The 16,793-nt window shown below is 71.6% G+C and carries 19 protein-coding genes; 11 read left to right on the top strand and 8 right to left on the bottom strand.

The genetic code is table 11. The features are described from left to right. Positions 1 to 5 precede the first annotated feature (5 nt). Complete coding sequence (locus ASC98_RS19410; RefSeq protein ID WP_056807106.1) at positions 6 to 914, top strand: LysR family transcriptional regulator; 909 nt, start codon at positions 6 to 8, stop codon at positions 912 to 914. 5 nt (positions 915 to 919) lie between these two features. Here ASC98_RS19410 and ASC98_RS19405 read toward each other — a convergent pair whose 3' ends face one another. Then, positions 920 to 2,032 carry an ABC transporter substrate-binding protein gene (locus tag ASC98_RS19405; RefSeq protein ID WP_056807103.1) on the bottom strand — a complete coding sequence of 371 codons (1,113 nt, stop codon included), beginning with the start codon at positions 2,030 to 2,032 and terminating at the stop codon, positions 920 to 922. A 285-nt stretch (positions 2,033 to 2,317) separates the two neighbouring features. On the opposite strand from ASC98_RS19405, the gene ASC98_RS19400 reads away from it, so the two are divergent. The 4 genes from ASC98_RS19400 (at position 2,318) to ASC98_RS32385 (ending at position 6,229) form a co-directional block, all read left to right on the top strand. After that, positions 2,318 to 2,608, top strand: coding sequence for a hypothetical protein (locus ASC98_RS19400; RefSeq protein ID WP_157598146.1), 291 nt, complete (start codon positions 2,318 to 2,320; stop codon positions 2,606 to 2,608). 105 nt (positions 2,609 to 2,713) lie between these two features. Continuing rightward, entirely contained in the window at positions 2,714 to 4,078 is a 1,365-nt protein-coding gene (locus ASC98_RS19395) for a TolC family protein (RefSeq protein WP_056807096.1), read from the top strand. After that, the gene (locus ASC98_RS19390) at positions 4,075 to 5,442 is read left to right on the top strand and encodes a multicopper oxidase family protein (RefSeq protein WP_056807093.1); all 1,368 of its coding nucleotides are present in this window, start codon (positions 4,075 to 4,077) and stop codon (positions 5,440 to 5,442) included. The genes ASC98_RS19395 and ASC98_RS19390 overlap by 4 nt, the downstream gene beginning before the upstream one ends. A gap of 37 nt (positions 5,443 to 5,479) precedes the next feature. Beyond that, positions 5,480 to 6,229 (top strand): copper-binding protein, encoded by a 750-nt coding sequence (locus tag ASC98_RS32385; protein ID WP_082542171.1) that lies wholly within the window; start codon positions 5,480 to 5,482, stop codon positions 6,227 to 6,229. 28 nt (positions 6,230 to 6,257) lie between these two features. Here ASC98_RS32385 and ASC98_RS19380 read toward each other — a convergent pair whose 3' ends face one another. From ASC98_RS19380 to ASC98_RS19360, 5 genes are all read right to left on the bottom strand, one after another. Beyond that, a complete protein-coding gene (locus ASC98_RS19380; protein WP_056807089.1) occupies positions 6,258 to 7,010 on the bottom strand; it encodes a Crp/Fnr family transcriptional regulator in 753 nt (250 codons plus the stop codon). Then, complete coding sequence (locus ASC98_RS19375; RefSeq protein WP_235581321.1) at positions 7,010 to 7,723, bottom strand: flagellar basal body L-ring protein FlgH; 714 nt, start codon at positions 7,721 to 7,723, stop codon at positions 7,010 to 7,012. Before ASC98_RS19375 ends, ASC98_RS19380 begins: the two co-directional genes overlap by 1 nt. Continuing rightward, on the bottom strand, positions 7,720 to 8,283 hold the full coding sequence (locus ASC98_RS19370; protein WP_157598145.1) for a cell division protein FtsI: 564 nt from the start codon (positions 8,281 to 8,283) through the stop codon (positions 7,720 to 7,722). Before ASC98_RS19370 ends, ASC98_RS19375 begins: the two co-directional genes overlap by 4 nt. A 7-nt stretch (positions 8,284 to 8,290) precedes the next feature. Then, positions 8,291 to 8,629 (bottom strand): hypothetical protein, encoded by a 339-nt coding sequence (locus tag ASC98_RS19365; protein WP_056807083.1) that lies wholly within the window; start codon positions 8,627 to 8,629, stop codon positions 8,291 to 8,293. Between the two features lie 62 nt (positions 8,630 to 8,691). Continuing rightward, positions 8,692 to 8,940, bottom strand: coding sequence for a hypothetical protein (locus tag ASC98_RS19360; protein WP_056807080.1), 249 nt, complete (start codon positions 8,938 to 8,940; stop codon positions 8,692 to 8,694). A 176-nt stretch (positions 8,941 to 9,116) separates the two neighbouring features. Here ASC98_RS19360 and ASC98_RS19355 point away from each other — a divergent pair, with 176 nt between their 5' ends. Continuing rightward, positions 9,117 to 10,643 carry an FAD-dependent oxidoreductase gene (locus ASC98_RS19355; RefSeq protein WP_056807076.1) on the top strand — a complete coding sequence of 509 codons (1,527 nt, stop codon included), beginning with the start codon at positions 9,117 to 9,119 and terminating at the stop codon, positions 10,641 to 10,643. A gap of 9 nt (positions 10,644 to 10,652) precedes the next feature. Here the strand turns inward: ASC98_RS19355 and ASC98_RS19350 are convergent, their stop codons facing one another. Further along, the gene (locus tag ASC98_RS19350; protein WP_056807074.1) at positions 10,653 to 11,525 is read right to left on the bottom strand and encodes a LysR family transcriptional regulator; all 873 of its coding nucleotides are present in this window, start codon (positions 11,523 to 11,525) and stop codon (positions 10,653 to 10,655) included. 119 nt (positions 11,526 to 11,644) lie between these two features. On the opposite strand from ASC98_RS19350, the gene ASC98_RS19345 reads away from it, so the two are divergent. Then, complete coding sequence (locus ASC98_RS19345) at positions 11,645 to 11,842, top strand: hypothetical protein (protein WP_056807070.1); 198 nt, start codon at positions 11,645 to 11,647, stop codon at positions 11,840 to 11,842. A gap of 18 nt (positions 11,843 to 11,860) precedes the next feature. Here the strand turns inward: ASC98_RS19345 and ASC98_RS19340 are convergent, their stop codons facing one another. Then, positions 11,861 to 12,265: a RidA family protein gene (locus ASC98_RS19340; RefSeq protein WP_056807067.1), complete on the bottom strand. Its 405-nt coding sequence runs from the start codon at positions 12,263 to 12,265 to the stop codon at positions 11,861 to 11,863. Positions 12,266 to 12,407: 142 nt separating this feature from the next. Here ASC98_RS19340 and ASC98_RS19335 point away from each other — a divergent pair, with 142 nt between their 5' ends. From ASC98_RS19335 to ASC98_RS19320, 4 genes are all read left to right on the top strand, one after another. Continuing rightward, positions 12,408 to 13,331, top strand: a complete 924-nt coding sequence (locus ASC98_RS19335; protein WP_056820359.1) for a LysR family transcriptional regulator — start codon at positions 12,408 to 12,410, stop codon at positions 13,329 to 13,331. Between the two features lie 101 nt (positions 13,332 to 13,432). Continuing rightward, positions 13,433 to 14,719 carry a class I SAM-dependent methyltransferase gene (locus ASC98_RS19330; protein ID WP_056807060.1) on the top strand — a complete coding sequence of 429 codons (1,287 nt, stop codon included), beginning with the start codon at positions 13,433 to 13,435 and terminating at the stop codon, positions 14,717 to 14,719. A gap of 41 nt (positions 14,720 to 14,760) precedes the next feature. Next, positions 14,761 to 15,738 carry a DUF2169 domain-containing protein gene (locus tag ASC98_RS19325; protein ID WP_162249329.1) on the top strand — a complete coding sequence of 326 codons (978 nt, stop codon included), beginning with the start codon at positions 14,761 to 14,763 and terminating at the stop codon, positions 15,736 to 15,738. Further along, entirely contained in the window at positions 15,735 to 16,793 is a 1,059-nt protein-coding gene (locus ASC98_RS19320; RefSeq protein WP_056807055.1) for a beta-ketoacyl synthase N-terminal-like domain-containing protein, read from the top strand. Before ASC98_RS19325 ends, ASC98_RS19320 begins: the two co-directional genes overlap by 4 nt.

The following is a 16,793-nucleotide window of genomic DNA, read 5'->3' as shown; positions in this document are numbered from 1 at the left end:
CGCCGATGACCTTCACCCAGCTCGAGATCTTCGCGCTCGTCGCCGAGCTCGGCGGCTTCACCGCCGCGGCGTCGCGCCTGGGCATCGGCCAGTCGGCCGCCTCGCATGCGCTGAAGGCGCTCGAGAAGGAACTGCGCGTCTCGCTGATCTCGCGCCACCCGACGGCGCTGAAGCCGACCGAGGTCGGCCGGCAGGTGCTGCTGCGCGCGCGCGAGATCCTGAACCTGGCCGAGGCGCTGAAGCAGGAGGCCGCGGCGGCCGGCGGGCTCAGCCGGGGCGTGTTGCGCATCGGCTCGTTCGGGCCCACCTCGTCGGTGCGGCTGCTGCCCGGCATCCTGGCCGAGTTTCGCCACGGCTTTCCGGGCATCGAGGTGCGTGTCGACGAAGGCGAGGACAGCGTCGTCGCGCGCTGGATCCTCGAAGGCCGCGTCGACGTCGGCTTCGTGGTGCTGCCCGACGAGCGCTTCGACACCACGCCGCTGCTGGTCGACGAACTGATGGCGCTGGTCCCCGCGGCCCACCCGCTGTCGAAGGCGCGCAGCATCGCGCCGGCCGACCTGGTCGGCGTGCCGTTCATCCTGACGCAGGCGGGCAGCTCGTCGCTGGTCGAGAGCCGCTTCAGCGCGCTGGGGCTGCGCCCCGACATCCGCCACCGCGTCTCGCAGATGGTCACGATCCTGTCGATGGTCGACCGCGGCGAAGGCGTCTCGATCGTCGCCGAGCATGCGCTGCCCGACCGGCTCGACAGCCACTACCCGGGCGTGGTGGCGCGGCCGCTGCGGCCGGTCGCCCGCCGCCAGATCGGCCTCGCGGTGCGCAGCTTGCGGCAGGCTTCGCCGGCCGCGAAGGAGTTCCTGAAGATCGCGGCACGCGTGTGCCGACCGAAGCCCGCCGCGAAGAAAGCGGCGGGCTGAGCGGCTCAGCGGCGCAGCCGCCCGGTCGAATCGACGATCGACAGGTCGACGAAATCGAGCCCGGTGTGGTCGCCCGGGCTGTAGTTGATGCGCAGGCCGCCGAGGTCGTAGGCGGACATGCCGTTCAGCGCGGCCAGCACCGACGCGCGGTTCGGCGCGCGGCCGGCGCGGCGGATCGCCTCGACCAGCACCTTCGCGTCGGCGAACCCTTCGACCAGCGCCGGCGTGACGTTCTCGACTTTCGCGGCCTTCGCGAACTCGAGCACCTCCTTGATCAGCGGCGACGAGATCGCCCGCTCGTTCGGGAACACCTGCGCGATGATCGTGCCGTGCGCGTTGGACGCCATCAGGTCGATGAAGCCCTTCGACGCGTTGTTCGACAGCGTGACGATCTGCGACTGCAGCCCCGCCGCGCGGATCAGCGCGGTGCCGCCGGCCACCGCCTGCGCCGAGCCGACGAACAGGATCGCCTGCGGCTCGACCTTCTTCAAGGCCTCGACCGTCGCCCCGAACTCCGGCTTCTGCTGGTTGAACTGCCCGGCGAACACCGGCTTGATGTGGCCGGCCTCGAAGCCGGCGTTGGCACCGGCCAGCGCATCGAGCCCCGACGAATCCTCCGGCGTCACGACGGCGATGCGGCTGACGCCGACGCCCATCAGGTGCTCGATCGCCCGCTGCGCCTCGCGCGACGACGACGCGCGCACGTTGAACACATACGGCTGCACCGGCTTGCGCAGCACCGCGGCGCCGGTCAGCGGCGCCACCAGCGCGATCTTCGATTGCTCGAGCACCGGCAGCATCGCCTGCGTCTGCGGCGTGCCGCGGCTCAGGAACAGCGCGACCACCTTCGGGTCGGCGGCCAGCGTCTTCGCGTTCTTCGCGGCCAGCGGCGGCTGGAACTGGTCGTCGAGCGACACCAGCTCGAGGCGCTGCCCGTCGATGCCGCCGCGGTTGTTGATGGTGTCGAAGTAGAGGGTCGCGCCCGCGGTCATGTCGCGCACGCCGGCCGCGACCGGGCCGGTGAAGCCGGCCGTCTGGCCGATCCGGATCTGGGCGTGGACCGGTGCCAACGCCATCAGGCTGGCGGTCAACGCCAGCACACTCTTCCACATCTGCATTCAAGCTCCCTTGGAGTGGAAAGGTTCCACTTGTCGTACAAGTCTAGAGATCCAAATCGCGAATCCAGGGCGCCCCCGTCGGCATTCAGTGGGAAAAATCACGGTTTGAGGAGGCGGGTCATCGCTTGACATTGCCACCGTGGAAGCCCATAGACTCGCGGCCAGCCTGAATACCCCACTGCCTTGAGAACCGCCCGCGCCCTCCTCCTGATCGTCCTTGCGCTGTTGATGCCCCTGCGGGCCGCAGTCGCGGGGGCGATGCTGTGCCCGACGGGGGGCGACGCGGTGTCCCACCAACAGCACGAGCCGCACCCCCACAGGTACGACGACTCGGCCACCGCGCAGGCACATCACGAGGGCATGCACCACGACGCCGCGCCGCCGTCCCCCGCGTCCCACGCGCACGACGGCGGCTGCAACCTCTGCGCGAGCTTCTGCTCGATGACCCCGCTGCCGAGCAGCGCACCGACGGTCGAGCCGTCGATGCTCGCGGCCACGCTGAGCTTCCCGGCGCTGCGCGCGCCGGCCCCGAGTTTCCAGTCCGACGGCCCCGACCGTCCTCCCCGAAGCCGCTGACCCCGCGGGGCCCGTCGACCGGGCCCGAGGGTGCCTGCGCGTCCGCCGCGCAGGCTGTTGCCGACCCCGTTCCGCGGGCGCCGGCGATTCAATCGACTTCGAACCATGAACCTGAACCTGTCGAAGGTGGCCGGCGCCTTGTCGCTGCTGGCGCTGACCGGCTGCGCGTCCTTCTCGCCCGACGGCGGCTTCGACCGCGTCGCGTCGCTGACGCGCGAGCGCACCGGCATCGCGCCGCTCTCGCCGCGCGATGCCAAGGCGTCCGACGCGGCCCGCATCCGCACCACCGAACTGCTGCAACACCCGCTGACGCCCGATGCCGCCGTCGAGATCGCACTGCTGAACCACCGCGGGCTGCGCGCGAGCTTCGCCGAGCTCGGCATCGCCGAGGCCGACCTGGTGCGTGCCGGCCGCCTGCACAACCCCTCGCTGCGCTTCGGCCGGCTGGCCGGCGGCGGCAGCGTCGAGATCGACCGCGCGGTGATCTTCGACGTGCTGGGGCTGCTGTCGATGCCGACCGCGTCGCGCATCGAACGCGACCGCTTCGAGATCGCCCAGCTGCAGGCCGCCGCCGACGCGGTGGGCCTGGCCGCCGAGGCGCGGCGCGCGTTCTTCGACGCGGTCGCCGCGCAGCAGTTGCTGGGCTATGCCGGGCAGGTGAAGGAGGCCGCCGACGCGTCGGGCGAGCTCGCCCGACGCATGCGGGCCGTCGGCAACTTCAGCGGTCTGGAGCAGATGCGCGAGCAGGCGTTCGAGGCCGACGCGCTGGCGCAATGGCTGCGCGCGCGCCACCAGGCGGTGACCGGGCGCGAACGCCTGGCGCGCGCGCTCGGCCTGGCCGACGACCTGCCGCCGTTCACGCTGCCCGAGCGCCTGCCCGAGCTGCCGGCCGCGCCGGTCGACGCCCGCAACGCCGAGCAGACGGCGATGGACAAGCGCCTCGACCTGCTGATGGCCCGGCGCAGCGCCGAATCGACCGCCGCCTCGCTCGGCCTGACGAAGACGACGCGCTTCATCAACGTGCTCGACGTCGGCTACCAGAACCAGAGCAGCCGCAGCGACGCCGGCGGCGAACCGCGCCGCAACGGCTACGAGATCGAGTTCGAGCTGCCGCTGTTCGATGCCGGCAGCACCCGCGTCGCGCGCGCCGAGGCCACCTACCGGCAGTCGGTCGACCGCGTCGCGCAGCTCGCGCTGCAGGCACGCTCCGAGGTGCGCGAGTCGCACTCGGCCTACCTCAGCGCGTACGAGCTGGCGAAGCACTACCGCGACGAAGTGGTGCCGCTGCGCAAGCGCATCTCCGACGAACAGATGCTTCGCTACAACGGCATGCTCGGCAGCGTGTTCGAGCTGCTGGCCGATGCGCGCGAGCAGATCGCCGGCGTGACCGGCGCGGTCGAGTCGCTGCGCGACCACTGGATCGCCGAGACCTCGTTGCAGACGGCGATCGCCGGACGGAGCCAGCCATGACCCAACGCAGAAATTTCTTCAAGGCCGCCGGCGCGACGCTGCTCGGCGCTGCCACCGTCAGCCGCGTCGGCGCGGCCTCGCTGCCCGAGGCGGTCACGCAGTCGAGCGCGACGCTGCAAGCGCCGCCGCCACCGCCCACCGGCCGGCCGTTCAACCCGATCGTCACGCTCAACGGCTGGTCGCTGCCGTGGCGCATGAAGGACGGCGTCAAGGAGTTCCACCTGCTGGCCGAGCCGGTGGTGCGCGAGATCGCCCCCGGCATGAAGGCCAACCTGTGGGGCTACAACGGCCAGAGCCCGGGGCCGACGATCGAGGCGGTCGAAGGCGACCGGGTGCGCATCTTCGTGACCAACCGGCTGCCCGAGGTCACCAGCGTGCACTGGCACGGCATCCTGCTGCCGTCGGGCATGGACGGCGTGACGGGGCTGACCCAGCCGCCGATCGCGGTCGGCAAGACCTTCGTCTACGAGTTCGTGCTGCAGCGCTCGGGCACCTTCATGTACCACCCGCATGCCGACGAGATGACGCAGATGGCGATGGGGATGATGGGCCTGTTCATCGTCCACCCGAAGGACCCGCGGCAACTGCGCGCCGACCGCGACTACGGCTTCATCCTGAACGCCTACGACGTGGAGCCGGGGGCCGCGACGCCGCGCGTCAACACGATGCTCGACTTCAACCTGTGGACCTGGAACAGCCGCGCGTTCCCCGGCATCGATCCGATCGTCGCGCGCACCGGCGAGCGGGTGCGCATCCGCGTCGGCAACCTGACGATGACCAATCACCCGATCCACATGCACGGCCCGCACTTCGAGGTGACCGGCACCGACGGCGGCTGGGTGCCGAAGTCGGCGCGCTGGCCGGAGGTGACGACCGACATCGGCGTCGGCCAGATGCGTGCCTTCGAGTTCGATGCGCTGGCCGGCGACTGGGCGATCCATTGCCACAAGTCGCACCACACGATGAACGCGATGGGGCATGCGGTGCCGACGATGATCGGCGTCGACCACCGCGAGGTGGCGCAGAAGATCGCGAACCTGGTGCCCGACTACATGGTGATGGGCGACAAGGGCATGCACGACATGGCGGCGATGGAGATGCCGCTGCCCGACAACACGCTGCCGATGATGACCGGCACCGGCCCGTTCGGCCCGATCGGCATGGGCGGCATGTTCAGCGTGGTGAAGGTGCGCGACGACCTGGCCCGCGGCGACCACCGCGACCCCGGACCGTACCGGCACCCGCCGGGGACGCTGGCCCATGAATTCACCGGCGAGGTCGATGCCGCACTGCGCGCCCCGGCGGCGCAGCCCGATGCCGGCACGCTGCAGGTCCGCAAGCCGCACGGCCATTCCGGCCACTGACTCCCATCCACACGACACGACACGAAGGATTTCAACGATGAACACCCGATTCCTGACGACCCCGATGACCCTGGTGGCCGCCGCGCTGGCCCTGCATGCGGCTCCCGCGTCGGCCCACGGCGACGAAGACCATGCCGCGCCGCGCCGCTATGACGCCGCCAAGGTCGAGGAGACCTCGTTCGGCCACGAGGGCGATCCGGCGAAAGTGCGCCGCGTGATCCCGCTCGGCATGAGCGATGCGATGCGCTTCACGCCGGCCGACATCACCGTGCAGCGTGGCGAGACGGTGAAGTTCGTCGTGCGCAACGACGGCCGGCTGCTGCACGAGATGGTGCTGGGCACACCGGCCGACCTGAAGGCCCACGCGGCGCTGATGCAGAAGTTTCCGGAGATGGAGCATGCGAGTCCGAACATGGCGCATGTGAAGCCCGGCGCCAGCGGCGAGATCGTCTGGCAGTTCACGAAGGCCGGCGACTTCCAGTTCGCCTGCCTGCAGCCCGGCCACTTCGAGGCCGGCATGCTCGGCCGGGTGCTGGTGGCCGGCGACGCGCCCGCGATGACGCAGGGCGAGGTGCGCCGAATCGACAAGGCCCAGGGCAAGCTCACGCTGCGCCACGGGCCGATCGCCAACCTCGAGATGCCGGGCATGACGATGGTGTTCAAGGTGTCGGACCCGCGGCTGCTCGAGAACCTTCGCGAAGGCGACACCGTGCGCTTCAGCGCGGAGCGGGTGAACGGGGCGTTCGCCGTGACGGCGATCGAGCCCGCCGCGAGCGCCGCCCGGTGAAGGCCGGCGCGCGGGCGGACGCCATCGGTCAGCGCGTCGAGGCGACGCCGCCGTCCGACCGGCCCGACGCTGCGGCCAGGCACAGCAGCCCGAGCGTCGCGCTGCAGTCCTCGGCCGTCGCGATGCACTCCAGCCCTTCGCGCTCGACATGCGCCGGCAGTTGCAGCCACGCGGCCGGCGCCTCCAGCATCACCTGCGCGCGCTCGGTGCGCACCCAGCCCGCATCGGCCAGCTGGCCGAGGTAGATCCAGGTCTGGCGCCTCGACAGCCCGGCCAGCTGCCCCATGAAGGCCTGCGACACCGGCAACCCGATGTGCAGCCCGCGGGCGCGCGCCTGCGTCGGCGCGAAGGCCGCCGCAAAGGTCGCCAGCACGTTCACCAGCCGCTGGAAGCCGCTGCCGGCGAGCCGCAGCGCGAGCTGCTCCTGCATGCGCAGCGCGGTCGCGGAATGCAGGCGGCCGATGTCGTCGCCCGGCCCGCGGTCGCCGGCATCGCGCGCGGCCCGCACGGTGGCCGCCGGCACCTTGACGGCCACGACATCGATCAGCGCCGTCACGTCATACAGCGCGCGGTCCTGCCCGAGCGGCGAGCCCCAGCCGATCACGTCGCCGCCCCACAACACCGCGACGCCGACCTCGGTGCCCGCGGCCACGCGGATGTGCAGGCTGACCGCGCCCTGGCGGATCGCCATCCAGTCGGCCAGCTCGCCGCCGGCCCGCACGATGGCCTGCCCGCGGCGGAAGACCTGCTCCACCGCATCGTCGATCCAGTGCGCCGGCATCACCACACCGCGAGCGTCTTGGCCATCACGCGCTGCAGCCAGCTGCGCGACGCCGCCTCGGACACATCGCCGCTGCCGGCGCTCTCCAGAGCGGCATTGGCCACGTCGCGCGAGTTGACGATGTTGCCCAGCCGGATGTCCTGCGGGTTCACGACGCCGGAGAAGCGCAGCGCGCTCGCACCGCCGTTGACGCCGATGCGGCGCTCGCCGGCCACCACCAGGTGGCCGTTCGGCAGCACGTTGATCACCGAGACGGTGAGCTGCGCGCTGAACTCGGTCGCGACTTCGGTGCTGCCGCTGCCCTTGAACGAATCGCTGCTGCCGGCGTTCGCGTCGACGTTCAGGATCTTGTCGAACAGGCCGCCGTTCTTGTCTCCGTTGCCCGGACCTCTGACCGCCTGCTTGTTGTCGCGGCTGGTGTCGGTCGCGCGCTTCTGCGAGGCCTTCAGGCTTTCGGCGATGTCGACCTTCATCGTGTCGCCCACCGCCTGCGGCCGGCGCTCGCCGGAGAACAGCGAGGCCGCTTCGAGCTGCGGCTGCCAGATCGCACCGTTGCTGCGGCGTTCGATGAACATCGGCGCCAGCGGCGGCGCGGCGCTGACCGGGCCGGGCACCAGGCTGGGCGGCGGGCTCGCGCAGGCCGCCAGTGCCAGCGTCAGCATCAGCACACTGGCCGCTGCCGCACCACGTACCGCGTACTTCGGGGGTTTCATTCGAATCCTTGGATGAGCGCCCGCACCACCGGTGCGAGCTTGGTTCTTGTCGTGGCCCACTTGCTGGTGCCGAAGCCGGCGTCGTCGACGCGGTAGCCGCTGCTCGCGAGCAGCGCGCCGCCCGATCGCTGCAGGCTCATCGACGCCGCGCTGAGGTACGGCCGGGTCGTGTCGCCGAACGGCGGCATGTCCCAGTCGACCGAGGCGGCGTAGCGCAGCCAGACCTCGCAGTCGTCGGCACCGGTGCCCGCACCGGCGCCGGCCTCGTAGACGCGGCTCGCGACGCCGATGCTGCGCAGCTCCGCCTGCAGCGCCGGCACCAGGTCGGGCAGCGGCGCGTTGCGGTTGAACTCGATGCACAGCCGCTTCACCGGCGCATCGCCGTAGTGCACGGTGTCGCTCGCATGCGATGGCGAGCGGCCGATCGCCTGCGCGGTCACGCTGCCGGTCGCCTTCACCAGCTCCCAGGTCGGCGCCGGGCTCAGCAGCGAGCAGCCGGCGAGGCCGCTGCAGGCCGCCGTCGCCACGACGGCGAATCGGTTCGGCAATCGTGTCGACACCACGGCCTCAGGCGATCTCGTCGATGCGGCCGGCCAGGTCGAGCCCGGCCTGTGCCGCATAGCCCGCGGCGGCCTGGGCCACATCGGCGACCAGCCCGTCGGGCTCGCCGAGCACGGCCAGTGCGACATGGGCGGCCACCCGCGCCGCATCGGCCATGTCGGGCGTGTCGTCGTCGGCACGCGCCCGGCCGGCGTCGCTGAGCGACACCAGCGTGCTGCTGGCGTCGCCGGGCGATGCCGCCGATGGCGGGTGGGCCGCGGCGCCGTGCGTGCCGTGCGGTGCCGAGGCCGGGGCCGGCGCATGCGCGGCAGGCGCACCGGCGCCGATCGAAGCGGTGTGTTCCATGGGTTCTCCCTCGCGAAATCGCCCGGCGCGGTCTGGGCCGCCGCCGGGCCGGATGCCGGGTATCAGGCCGCCGGGCGCGGCGTGGTCGTCGCGGCCAGCGACAGCGTCGACAGCTGGCTCGCGAGGTCCGGCTTCGGCGGCGCATGCGATGCGGCCGCCGGTGCGGGCTCGGACGCATCGGGCGCCGCAGCCGAAGTGGCTGCCGGCTTCAGGCTGGAACCGAATCCACCCGGCGCCGCGGCGGGCGGGTTGGCGGCGGCCTTCGGGAGCGCAGGGGTCGGCAGGTTGCCGGCGGGGCGGGCGATGTGCATGGTGCGTGGTGTGCGGGTTGCGATGAGTGAATTGTTCTCATCGCCCGCCGGGCCGATCGCCGGAAAAGCATGTCGCGCGGTGACCGAAGGCGGCCCTGGGTGATGGATGTCACCGAGGGACCGGCGGCGGGGCGGATTCGTGCCACGATGTCCGGCCGCAACCACCGGAGCGACCCATGAGCGACACCACCCCGCCCGACCTGAAGGCCGGCATCCCGCTCGAACGGATCGCCGACGGTGCGATGCTCGCCGGCCGGATCGACGGCGAAGACGCGCTGCTGGTGCGCCAGGGCGATGCGGTCTACGCGGTCGGCGCGCAGTGCACCCACTACCACGCGGCGCTGGCCGACGGCCTGCTCGACGGGCACGTGCTGCACTGCCCGATGCACCATGCGCAGTTCGACATCCGCAGCGGCACGGCGCTCTGTGCGCCGGCGCTCGACGACCTGCCGTGCTGGCGCGTCGAGCAGCGCGGCGGCCAGGTGTTCGCGCGCGAACGCATCGTCGCCGCGCCGCGGTCCCGCCGGCAGGCACCGGCCGACGCGCTCGACGACGTCGTCATCGTCGGCGGCGGCGCGGCCGGCCTGGCCGCCGCCGACACGCTGCGCCGCGAGGGCTACGACGGCCGGCTCGCGATCCTCAGCGCCGACACCGACCCGCCGGTCGACCGGCCGAACCTGTCGAAGGACTTCCTCGCCGGCACGGCCGAGGCCGACTGGATGCCGCTGCGGCCGGACAGCTGGTACACCGAGCGCCGCATCGAGCTGCTGCTGGACACGCGGGTCGACGCGATCGACGTGGCCGCACGCCGGCTGCGACTGGCCGGCGGCGCGACGCGGCCGTTCGGCGCGCTGCTGCTCGCCACCGGCGCCGACCCGGTGCGGCTCGACGTGCCCGGTGCCGCGCCCGGCCAGGTGCTGCACCTGCGCAGCTTCGCCGACAGCCGCGCGATCGTCGCGCGGGCGGCGTCGGCTCGCACGGCGCTGGTGATCGGCGCGAGCTTCATCGGCCTCGAGGTCGCGGCGTCGCTGCGCACGCGCGGGCTCGAGGTGCACGTCGTCGCGCCCGATGCGGTGCCGATGCAGCGCGTGCTCGGCCCGGACCTCGGCGCCTTCGTGCGCGACCTGCATGCCTCGCACGGCGTGGTGTTCCACCTCGGCACGACACTCGAACGGCTCGACGGCACGCAGGCCCGGCTGGCCGACGGCACGGTGCTCGCGGCCGACCTGGTCGTCGCCGGCGTCGGCGTGAGGCCGGCGCTCGCGCTGGCCGAGCAGGCCGGGCTCGCCACCGACCGCGGCGTCAGCGTCGACGCCTGGCTGCAGACCAGCGCGCCGGGCATCTTCGCGGCCGGCGACATCGCGCGCTGGCCCGACCCGCATTCGGGCCAGCGCATCCGCGTCGAGCACTGGGCGCTGGCCGAGCGCCAGGGCCAGGTCGCCGCGCTGAACATGCTCGGCCAGCGCCGCGCCTTCGACATCAGCCCGTTCTTCTGGAGCCAGCACTACGACGTGACGCTGCAGTACGTCGGCCATGCCGAACGCTGGGATGCGATCGAGATCGACGGCTCGCTCGCGGAACACGACTGCCGCGTGCGCTACCGGCTGGGCGGCCGGGTGCTCGCGGTCGTGACGATCGGGCGGGACCTGGCGAGCCTGCGCGCCGAGCGCGAGCTCGAAGCCGACCGGGTGCCGGTGGGCTAAGGCCTGGCGCTATTCGTGGTCGGCCGTCGTGCCGCCGGCCGCGTGGCGCAGCCCGTCGAGCGCCGGCTGCACGACCGACGCATCGGACTCTTCGGCGAACACCGCATAGGCCGGGTACAGGAACTCCGGCGCGCCCTTCACGCGGTGCAGCCGGCCGCTGTCGAGGTGCTTGCGGACGACCGCCTGCCGGAAGTAGCCGGACCCTCCGTTGGCCAGCACGAACTCGCGGCCCAGCGGCCCGAGCCCGGCCGACACCGCCGCATGGCCGAGCTGCGGGAAGGCCAGGCTGTGCTGCTGCGCGAACTCCGGGCCCCAGTCGACGTAGACGTAGTCGGCCGGGTCGAGCTTGCGCGCCCGCTTGTTCGTGGGTTTGTGCGTGGTGACCAGCACCAGCTTCTCCTCGATCAGCAACTCGATGCGCAGGCCGGGGCGGCGCTGCGGCGCATAGACGACGGCGATGTCGAGCATGCCGGACGCCACGCGGTCCATCAGCTCGCCGGCGACGCCGACCTCGGTGCGCAGCGCGAGGTGCGGTGCCGCGTTGCGCATCCACAGCAGCCAGTCGAGCAGCAGCGGATCCCACAGGCTCATCTCGCAGCCGATCGTCAGCACCGATTCGTGGCCGGCCGGCACCGCCACCTGGTGGCGCGCCCGCTCCCACACCTGCACCATCATCGACGCATGGCGCACGAAGCGCTCGCCGGCCGGCGTCAGCGACGCGCCGGCCTTGCTGCGCACGAACAAGGTGGCGCCGACCGCTTCCTCGAGCGCCTTCACGCGTGCGCTGACCGCGGTCTGCGTGACATGCAGCCTCTCGGCGGCCCGCACGAAGCTGCCGGTGTCGACGATGTCGAGAAACGTGCGTGCCAACGTGACGTCCACGGAGCCCCCGATGCCTGCCTTGAATGCAAGATTATTGCTGTCATCGGCCAATAAAGATCGCTTTACCAGCGATCAATCAACGACCACCATCGGAATTGCTTGAATCACAGGAGTCCACGATGAACGAACGCTCTTCCACCGCGACGCCGCGGCCCACCACGCAACGCCCGCAAGCCGAATCCGCCTCGCGCAGCGATGCACCGCAACGCGCTCCCGGCCTGCAACGCACCCCGCCGGCAACCGCGAAGAGCCGCAGCGAGGCGCGCCACGCGACCCGCGTGGCGGCCGAGAACGAGGTGCTGATCGTCGGCGTCTGAGCGCCGTCGCCCAGCCCTTCAGCCCGCCACGGCCTCCGGCAGCTTCGCGATCACCTTGATCTCGAACTGGAAGCCGTAGAGCCAGGTGACCCCGACGCCGGTGAGCGTCGGATGGGGCGCGTCGCCCCAGTACTCCGGCACGATCTTCCAGACCGTCTCGAAGGTCGACTCCGGGTCGACGAGGAAGACCGTCACGTCGACCACGTCGTCGAACGTGCAGCCGGCCGCCGCCAGCACCGCATTCAGGTTCTCGAAGGCGAGCCGCGCCTGGGCCTGCAGGTCCGGTTCGGGCGAGCCGTCGGGCCGGCTGCCGACCTGCCCCGACACGAACAGGAAGCCGCCGGAGCGGATCGCCGGCGAATAGCGATTCCTGTCGTAGAGCGCCTGCCGCCCGGCGGGGAAAACCACATCACGTTGGCCCATGTTTGCGTCCTTGGAGGGTCGAAGCCGACCCGTTTGATTGCGATGCAGGGACTCTAGGCAGCCGTGCCGCGCGGATCAACGAGGCCGGTCGACAATCACTGTTTGCGCAAAGCAAACAATCGACTTCCCGGGAGGCGCCGCGATGGACCGTTTCGATGCAATGCAGGCGTTCGCCCGCGTGGTGGAAGCCGGCAGCTTCACGAAGGCTGCCGACACCCTTCACCTGAGCAAGACCAGCGTGACGCAGCTGGTGCAGCAGCTGGAGGCGCGATTGCGCGTGAAGCTGCTGAACCGCACGACGCGCAAGGTCAACGTGACGGCCGACGGCGCGGTCTACTACGAGCACGTGCTGCGGCTGCTGGCCGACATGGACGATGCCGAGAGCAGCCTGTCGAGCGCCGCGTCCGCGCCGCGGGGCCGGTTGCGCGTCGACGTGCCGACGCCGCTGGCCAGCATCATCCTGGTGCCGGCGCTGCCGGCCTTCCACGCGCGCTACCCCGACATCCAGCTCGACCTGGGCGTCAGCGACCGGATGGTGGACCTGATCGGCGACAAGGTGGATTGCGTCGTGCGCGGCGGCGAACTCACCGACCTGTCGCTGATGGCGCGCCGCGTCGGCGATCTCCAGGCCCGGGTCTGCGCGGCGCCGAGCTACCTGGAGCGCGCGGGCACGCCGGCGCATCCGCGGGATCTCGAAGGCACGCATCACCGCATCGTGGGTTACAAGAGCGCGCGCACCGGCAAGGTCCTGCCCTACGCGATGCAGCGCGACGGCGAGCGCGTCGAGGTGCTGGGGCGCTACGTGGTCGCGATGGACGACGGCAACGCCTACCTCGCGGCCGGTCTGGCGGGCCTGGGCGCGCTCTGGCTTCCGGACTACATGTCGCAGGCCCACCGGGCGAGCGGCGAGCTGGTGCCGCTGTTCCCCGGTTGGCGCTTCGACCCGATGCCGCTTTACGTCGCGTTCCCGTCGAACCGCCATGTGAGCGCCAGGCTGCGGGTGTTCATCGACTGGATCGCCGAGCTGATGACGCAGCACGCGCCGGTGAGGGTGCGGGACGCGTGACGAGACAAGAGCGCCATCGGCAACCTTGAGGATGGTCAAGCGGCCGCCGCGCTTCAGAATGGGCCGATCCTGTGAGTCGTCCGGGCTCGAGACTCAACCGCATGGGCAACCCCTACGACGATGTCGTCTACCGCTGCAGTCCGATCGAGTGGACCGCGCCGGAACGCCTGTCGTTGACGTCGATGCTGCACGGCGGCCCGCGGGCGCCGTCGAACCGGTGCGACGTGCTCGAACTCGGCTGCGGCGATGGCGGCAACCTGCTGCCGATGGCCTTCCACCGTCCGCGTTCGACCTTCGTCGGCGTCGATGGCGCCGCGAGCCAGGTCCGTGTCGCGAGCGACACGGCAGCGCGCCTGGGCCTTCGCAACGTCCGGTTCATCCATGCCGATTTCAAGCAGGCCGGCGAGCGGATCGAAGGCAGGTTCGACTACGTCATCGGCCACGGGGTGTTCTCGTGGATCGACGACGAGGCGCGCGACCGGTTGCTCGACATCGCACAGCGATGCCTGCGCAAGAACGGGCTCCTCTACCTGAACTACAACACGCTGCCCGGGTGGTCGGTGCGCGGGCTGGTGCGCGACTTCCTGCTGGCGCAGACGGCGGGGCACGGCACGTTGCGCGACCGGGCCGAGTTCGCCCGGCGCGCCGCGGCCTGCATCGCCGGCACGTCCGGCGTCGCCGACAGCGCGGCACCGCCGTATGCCCGCCTGCTCGCCGACGAATTCCGCTTCCTGTTGCGCCACGACTCGTCCTACATCGCCCACGAATACCTGAGCGAACACAACCGTGCCTACTGGCGCAGCGAGTTCCTGTCGATGCTGCGTTCGAGGGACTTCCACGCCGTCGGCGATGCCGATTTCAACCATGCGTCGGGCCGCGTTCGCCCGGGCCTGGAGGACGAGCTCCGCCACGCCGGGCTGGTCGGCCGATCCATCGAGGACACGGTCGACCTGCTGCTCCATCGGCAACTGCATTCGCCCATCCTGTCCTTCGGCGCGTTCGAGCCGGTGCCGTTGACGCCCGGGGAATGCGAGGCGCTCGAGATGGCCTCCTGCCTGGCGCCGACCGGGCAGCGAACCGCGGCGGGGTCGGCCCTGTTCGAGCACCCGACGACCCGTGTGCAGGTCGAGACATCGGGGCTGGCGATGGAGCCCGCGTTGCGCCGCCTGCAGGCCGCGTGGCCGGGCGGGGCCCCGGTCGCAGCCCTGTTCGACGACGTCGCCGGCGCGATGGAGGACCTGCTGCTGCTGCACCGCAACGGACTCGTCGACCTGCGTTTGCCCGCCTTCAATGAAGCGGTCGCCGAATCGCAACCGCTGGTCCGCTGGGAAGCCGGGCGAGGCTACGCCACCACGCGCCATCACCAGCGCATGGATCACGCCACCTGAGACGACGCATGTGGACCCTTCGCAACCGGACGCCGTACGCCGTGGGCAAGACCTGGGGCCGGGACAGGAACGGCATCCACCAGTGGATCGTCGCCGTGAAGGCCTCGTTCGATTGGGATGCGGACGGTCGACTGCGACGCTCCGACCGGCAAGTCCCGCCGCTGATCGCGCCCGAATACCACGGCGACCCGGGCGCTTCGAGCCTGCGCTACGCAGCCGACCTGACCGAGCCCAAGCCGCTGACCGACGTCCTGATCCAGGGGATCGCGCATGCGCCGGGCCACCGGCCGAGCACCGAGTTCCACGTCGCGTTCCGGCTTGGCGCCGTGCGAAAGGCGCTGACCGTCCGCGGCGACCGCACCTGGGTGGACGGGCGATGGGGGGCCAGGGCTTCTGCCGCGGTGCCGGTGATGCAGGTGCCGATCGTCTACGAACGCTGCTTCGGCGGGCAGGACCTGACGTCCGACGACCCGTCCCGGCATGTCTACGACCCACGCAACCCGGTCGGCTGCGGACTGGCGGCCCCCGGTGGCGATCGAAGCGGCCATCGCCTGCCCAACTTCGAGTATCCCGACGGCGATGTCGAGAAGACGGGACCGGCCTGCTTCGGACCGATCGACGGACACTGGTCGCCGCGCCGTGAAGCCATGGGCACCTACGACGACGCCTGGCGGGCGCACCGCGCGCCACTGCTCGCCGAGGAGTGGCACCCACGCTCGCTTCAATGCGCACCGCTCGACCAGCAAGCCCGCGAGCCCCTGCGGGGCGGCGAACCGGTCGACCTGCTCAACCTGACGCCGTCGGGCCGGGTGCAGTTCGACCTGCCGCGCGCCGACTTCGTGTTCTCGACCTGCATCGCCGGCCGCGGTGTCGAACAGCATGCGGCGCACCTGTCCACGGTGCTGCTGGAGCCGGAGCAGGCGCGCCTGACCATGCTGTGGACGACGGCGCTGACCTACCACGGCGTGCCCGAGGATCTCGACCGGACCACCGTTCACGAGGCGTTCGCCGCGCCATGAACCGCCCGGTGCACATCGTCGCCTGCGGCGCCCGCACGTCCCTCGGGCTGCGCGCCGCGTCGAGTGCGGCGGCCTATCGGGCCGGCCTCAGCGCGGCACGCGAGCACCCGCATTTCCGCGACGCCAAGGGCAACGGCTTGATCACGGCGTTCGACCAGGTCCTGGACGTCGATGCCGCGGGGACCGCGCGGTGCCTGGCGCTGGCCGACACGGCGCTGCGCGAGGCCCGCGCAGCGGCCTCGCTTCCGCGCGGACAGGAGGTTCCGCTGATGGTGGCGCTTCCCGGGGTCCGACCGGGCTGGGACGAGGCCCGGGCCGACGCCGTCCGATCCGCCATCGGGTCGGGCGAGGACCTGCGCCTGTGCCGGCTCGAATCGACGGTGCCCGACCGGGGGCATGCCGGCGGTCTGGCGCTGATCGGTGCGGCCGCGCGGCGCATCGCGTCCGGCGAGTTCCCGCTGTGCCTGGTGGGCGGCGTCGACAGCTACGCCGACGGCGCCACGATGCAGTGGCTCGCCGACGACCGACGCCTGTCCGATGCGTCGACGCGCCTGGGTTTCGTGCCGGGCGAGGCGGCAGCCTTCGTGCTGCTGATGAGCGAATCGGCCATGGACACCTCGGGCCTGCATTCGCAGGCGTGCCTGGTCGCCAGCGCCGTCGGGCGGGAAACGCACGCGGCGGCGAGCAACGACCCGTGCCTTGGAGAAGGGCTCGGTTCGACCATCGGCGCGATCCTCGAGCGCCTGTCGTCGCGGCCGGGACGCTTCGACGCGGTCATCTGCGACATCAACGGAGAGCGCCATCGCAGCGAGGAATGGGGCTTCGTCTGCTTGCGGCACGGCGCAGCCTTCGACGACCCGACCGACTACTGGTCGCCTGCGGATGGCTGGGGAGACACCGGTGCCGCGTCGGGCCCGCTCTTCGCCGTGCTCGCTTGCCAGGCGATGGCGCGCGGGTACGCCCGTGGACCTCGAACGCTCCTCTGGGCTGCCTCGGACGACGGCGTGAGGGCTGCCGCCGTGCTCGATTCCCCCTCTGCCGCGAGGACTCGTTGA

The sequence above is a fragment of the Rhizobacter sp. Root1238 genome (assembly GCF_001425825.1).
Classification (GTDB): Bacteria; Pseudomonadota; Gammaproteobacteria; order Burkholderiales; family Burkholderiaceae_C; genus Rhizobacter.
This window is presented reverse-complemented; position numbering and strand designations above follow the sequence as displayed.

Excerpts from the sequence above, each read along its gene's own strand:
- ASC98_RS19410 (WP_056807106.1), top strand. The coding sequence starts at position 6 with ATGACCTTCACCCAGCTCGAGATCTTCGCGCTCGTCGCCGAGCTCGGC.
- ASC98_RS19405 (WP_056807103.1), bottom strand. The coding sequence starts at position 2,032 with ATGCAGATGTGGAAGAGTGTGCTGGCGTTGACCGCCAGCCTGATGGCG.
- ASC98_RS19395 (WP_056807096.1), top strand. The coding sequence starts at position 2,714 with ATGAACCTGAACCTGTCGAAGGTGGCCGGCGCCTTGTCGCTGCTGGCG.
- ASC98_RS19390 (WP_056807093.1), top strand. The coding sequence starts at position 4,075 with ATGACCCAACGCAGAAATTTCTTCAAGGCCGCCGGCGCGACGCTGCTC.
- ASC98_RS32385 (WP_082542171.1), top strand. The coding sequence starts at position 5,480 with ATGAACACCCGATTCCTGACGACCCCGATGACCCTGGTGGCCGCCGCG.
- ASC98_RS19380 (WP_056807089.1), bottom strand. The coding sequence starts at position 7,010 with ATGCCGGCGCACTGGATCGACGATGCGGTGGAGCAGGTCTTCCGCCGC.
- ASC98_RS19375 (WP_235581321.1), bottom strand. The coding sequence starts at position 7,723 with ATGAAACCCCCGAAGTACGCGGTACGTGGTGCGGCAGCGGCCAGTGTG.
- ASC98_RS19365 (WP_056807083.1), bottom strand. The coding sequence starts at position 8,629 with ATGGAACACACCGCTTCGATCGGCGCCGGTGCGCCTGCCGCGCATGCG.
- ASC98_RS19360 (WP_056807080.1), bottom strand. The coding sequence starts at position 8,940 with ATGCACATCGCCCGCCCCGCCGGCAACCTGCCGACCCCTGCGCTCCCG.
- ASC98_RS19355 (WP_056807076.1), top strand. The coding sequence starts at position 9,117 with ATGAGCGACACCACCCCGCCCGACCTGAAGGCCGGCATCCCGCTCGAA.
- ASC98_RS19345 (WP_056807070.1), top strand. The coding sequence starts at position 11,645 with ATGAACGAACGCTCTTCCACCGCGACGCCGCGGCCCACCACGCAACGC.
- ASC98_RS19340 (WP_056807067.1), bottom strand. The coding sequence starts at position 12,265 with ATGGGCCAACGTGATGTGGTTTTCCCCGCCGGGCGGCAGGCGCTCTAC.
- ASC98_RS19335 (WP_056820359.1), top strand. The coding sequence starts at position 12,408 with ATGGACCGTTTCGATGCAATGCAGGCGTTCGCCCGCGTGGTGGAAGCC.
- ASC98_RS19330 (WP_056807060.1), top strand. The coding sequence starts at position 13,433 with ATGGGCAACCCCTACGACGATGTCGTCTACCGCTGCAGTCCGATCGAG.
- ASC98_RS19320 (WP_056807055.1), top strand. The coding sequence starts at position 15,735 with ATGAACCGCCCGGTGCACATCGTCGCCTGCGGCGCCCGCACGTCCCTC.